Origin of the sequence: Marinobacter sp. (assembly GCF_041690455.1) — a bacterium.
Classification (GTDB): domain Bacteria; phylum Pseudomonadota; class Gammaproteobacteria; order Pseudomonadales; family Oleiphilaceae; genus Marinobacter.
On record NZ_JAWLHI010000148.1, the window covers coordinates 1 to 3,143 of the forward strand.

A 3,143-nucleotide genomic window follows, 5' to 3' on the forward strand; every position below is an offset into this window, starting at 1 on the left:
ACGCGCCGATTCCTGGCACGGTTCTCGGCTGAGGTGTTGGCAACCCTGGGCTCGGTATCTGCCAGTCCTGTGACGGACAGGCGGGTGGGTTCAACCTGGTCCCGGGCTACCAGAACGTTGGCCACAGCGGCGGCGCGGGCGGCAGACAGGTCCCAGTTGCTGTAGAAACGATCGGTGCGGATGGGTACGTTGTCGGTGTGCCCCTCAATGGTCAGATCACCAGGAATGCCTTCAATAACCTCCGCCATGTCCAGCAGCAGGCCTTCAAATTCCCAGGTCAGTTGGGCCGAACCGGAGGGAAAAGAGCCTTTTTCTTCCACCCGGATCACGATTCGACGCTGATCCTCGCTCACGTTGATTCGACCATCGGCAATGGCAGGTTCCAGAACTTGCAGGATTTCGTCCATGGTTTCCTGCATCTCTTCCTCTACGGCGGCTTCGACAGCCATGTCGGTCGGGCTTTTCAGGGTCTGGAGTTCCGGATCCTGATCGGTTGTGGTCTGTTTGACTTCATTGACCACTGTCGGCTCCGGCGGCGCGGGCGAAAATTTGTCGAAGATGGGGCTGGTGCCTTTGGGGATTTCCAGAGCGGGCACGTCCCGCTGAACGCCGAATGCCTTGGAGAGTTCGCCGGCGATCTGCTTGAATTTCTGGGCGTCAATCTCCGAGAACGAGAGCAGCAGTACGAAGAAGCACATCAGCAGGGACATCAGGTCGGCAAAGGTAACGACCCAGGCGGGAATTCCCGGCTTTTCCTCCTCTGGAAGCTCGTCCATGATTACGCGCCTTCTGCTTCCGCCACTTTTTCGCGTTCCTTGGGCGGCAGGTAACTTGAAAGCATCTGCTCGATAATCCGGGGGTTGGTGCCTTCCTGGATGGCAACCAGTGCATCAATGTAAAGGGACTGCATGCGCGCTTCCTCGGTCATCCGGAGAGAAAGCTTATCGGCGATCGGAGTGGCGATCATCGTGGCGATCATGGCGCCGTAGAGGGTGGTCAGCAGGGCAACCGCCATGGCCGGACCGATCGATTTCGGGTCTTCCATGTTCGACAGCATCTGCACCAGGCCGATCAGGGTGCCGATCATCCCCATGGCCGGGGCAACGTCTGCCATGGCGGTGAAGACCTTGGCACCGGACCGGTTGTGGTCCAGGGTCATCAGGCGCTCCTTGCTAAGGAGTTGTTTGATCGTATTGCCATCTTGCCCATCCACCAGCATCTGAATGCCCTGGCCAAGAAACGGGCTACTGACTTCACGGCCTTCAATGCCCAGCACCCCTTCTTTCCTCGCTATGTTGGCGATTTCAACCAGCTCTTCGATGCTGGCCTGGGTTTCCGGCAACTTGAATTTAAAAGCCCTGGCGGCAGCTTTAAAGGCCCCAAAAAACTGCGTAAAGCTGAATTTGGCGAGAACGACCAGCATAGTCCCGCCAACAACGATCAGCAGGGATGCAGGGTTGATAAAAACAGAAGGAGAGACGCCAAGAATAACTGCCGAGGCAATGAGCACAATTGCGCCAACAAGACCGATAAGAGTGGCGAAATCCACGGTATCTCCAGATTTGGTTTGGGACAGGCTTTGAAGGGGTGTGAGATTACCCTCAGATCAGAATTTAATCAATTCGTCTGTTGTGTTCTTTCCGGATTTTCCTGTTTTTCCTTCCAGGCAGCATAGCGATGGAGATCAGACTCCACCAGCTTCAGACAGAGGGCGACCACCCCGGCGTCGTCTATAAAACCGACGCCCACAATCAGATCCGGAATAACATCGAGGGGGTTCATGACGTATAGCAATGCCCCCGCCACCGCGGCGATGGTTTTCCAGGGTACGCTCCTGTAATTGCCGTACCAGTAGTCGCGGATCATCGAAAACATCAGTTTGATGTCGGCGCTGAAACGCGCCAGCTTGCCGCTGCCTTTTACTTTCTCTTCAATGGTGCGCTGGCGGTCCAGCAGGGTTTCCAGATCCGCCCGATGGACTTTGCTGGCCTCGGCGTCCAGCTGTTTCCGGGCGTTTTTCTGGTTGAACAATGCCATCGGGAAGGTTCCTCACTTGCTTGATGCCTGAGTGCTCATGATCGCGCAGCTTCGCCGTCAATGCCAATGACAAGGCGTTTATCGGTGCTTGTATTGGGTCGGGCAATAGCCGCGGCTCACACCTTCAGGCCGTAGCTGACGATGCTTGGTGTTTCGACCGGTGACCCGTTTGCGCCACAGCCGGAAGCTGGCTGGCTTGAGTTCACGGCGCATCAGGCGGATGACGTCTTTTTCCCTGAGACCATACAGGCCTTCTATGGCTTCGAACGGCGTGCGGTCTTCCCAGGCCATTTCGATGATGCGGGAGAGGTCTGCGGGGTCAAGCTGCTCGGACATGAGGTTTCTCTGTTTGAGTCACGTTTGTCGAGATTACGTCCGGACCGGCCGCTCGTCTCACCCGGTCGGGTTTATTGATAGTGCTGGTGCAGCCGGGCCGGGATCTGGGCGAATTGTTTGTCCACCAGTGTGTGCATTGCCCGGGAAATTGGCCGGGTATCCAGGTCCGGCTCGACCACGGTGAGTAAATAGGCCACCGCCTCTGCTGTGGCCAGATGATGCGAGCCAGGAGCCTTGCGGATGGCGTAGGCAGACGCCGGAGGGCTGGCGAAATGGAAGCGGGGCAGCGCCGCCAGTACCGGGTTCTGGTGAAGGATTCTGGCGGCCTTGCGCCAGGTGCCGTCGAGAATAATCCAGTGATCGATGTGGCTCAGATCTGAAGATTCGAGGGTGTCGCTACCGGGCCCAGGAAACAGCAGGGCTGAACTCCCGGTTACTGTGTCGGTCTCGAAACCGGCCTCACGGAAATCCTCCGGTGTATCCCCCGTAAAAAGTTCCAGTCTGGCCAGACATTGGCCCAGTATGCGGGCCGTACCTTTGGGGTGGCCAACTTCCGTTGGATGCTGGAGCACTGACATCCTGGTGCGGTTGGGCACCGGGGCGCAGGCCTCGCAGACACAGATATTCCGGTGCATGCCGCAATCGGCACAGATCGGTCTGGGCAACCCCGGTCACCCCACGAAAATACGTTTAGCCAACCCGGCGCCACGCCAGCCCTGAATGGCGAGGGTGCTGACCAGGCCACCAATCATCGCACCCACCACGCCGCA

Annotated in this window: 5 protein-coding genes; all 5 read right to left on the reverse strand. The window is 57.8% G+C overall.

Going from position 1 to position 3,143, the window contains the following annotated elements; all coding sequences use genetic code 11:
- Positions 1 to 776 (reverse strand): MotB family protein (locus ACESMW_RS18830; protein WP_372988495.1); only part of this gene is annotated, 776 nt, incomplete at its 3' end.
- Between the two features lie 2 nt (positions 777 to 778).
- Positions 779 to 1,549, reverse strand: coding sequence for a flagellar motor protein PomA (gene pomA / locus ACESMW_RS18835; RefSeq protein ID WP_372988496.1), 771 nt, complete (start codon positions 1,547 to 1,549; stop codon positions 779 to 781).
- A 68-nt stretch (positions 1,550 to 1,617) separates the two neighbouring features.
- Complete coding sequence (locus ACESMW_RS18840) at positions 1,618 to 2,037, reverse strand: YkvA family protein (RefSeq protein ID WP_372988497.1); 420 nt, start codon at positions 2,035 to 2,037, stop codon at positions 1,618 to 1,620.
- A gap of 78 nt (positions 2,038 to 2,115) precedes the next feature.
- A complete protein-coding gene (locus ACESMW_RS18845; protein ID WP_372988498.1) occupies positions 2,116 to 2,373 on the reverse strand; it encodes a TIGR03643 family protein in 258 nt (85 codons plus the stop codon).
- Between the two features lie 71 nt (positions 2,374 to 2,444).
- Complete coding sequence (locus ACESMW_RS18850) at positions 2,445 to 3,038, reverse strand: tRNA-uridine aminocarboxypropyltransferase (protein ID WP_372988499.1); 594 nt, start codon at positions 3,036 to 3,038, stop codon at positions 2,445 to 2,447.
- Positions 3,039 to 3,143: the final 105 nt, after the last annotated feature.

Excerpts from the sequence above, each read along its gene's own strand:
- ACESMW_RS18845 (WP_372988498.1), bottom strand. The coding sequence starts at position 2,373 with ATGTCCGAGCAGCTTGACCCCGCAGACCTCTCCCGCATCATCGAAATG.
- ACESMW_RS18840 (WP_372988497.1), bottom strand. The coding sequence starts at position 2,037 with ATGGCATTGTTCAACCAGAAAAACGCCCGGAAACAGCTGGACGCCGAG.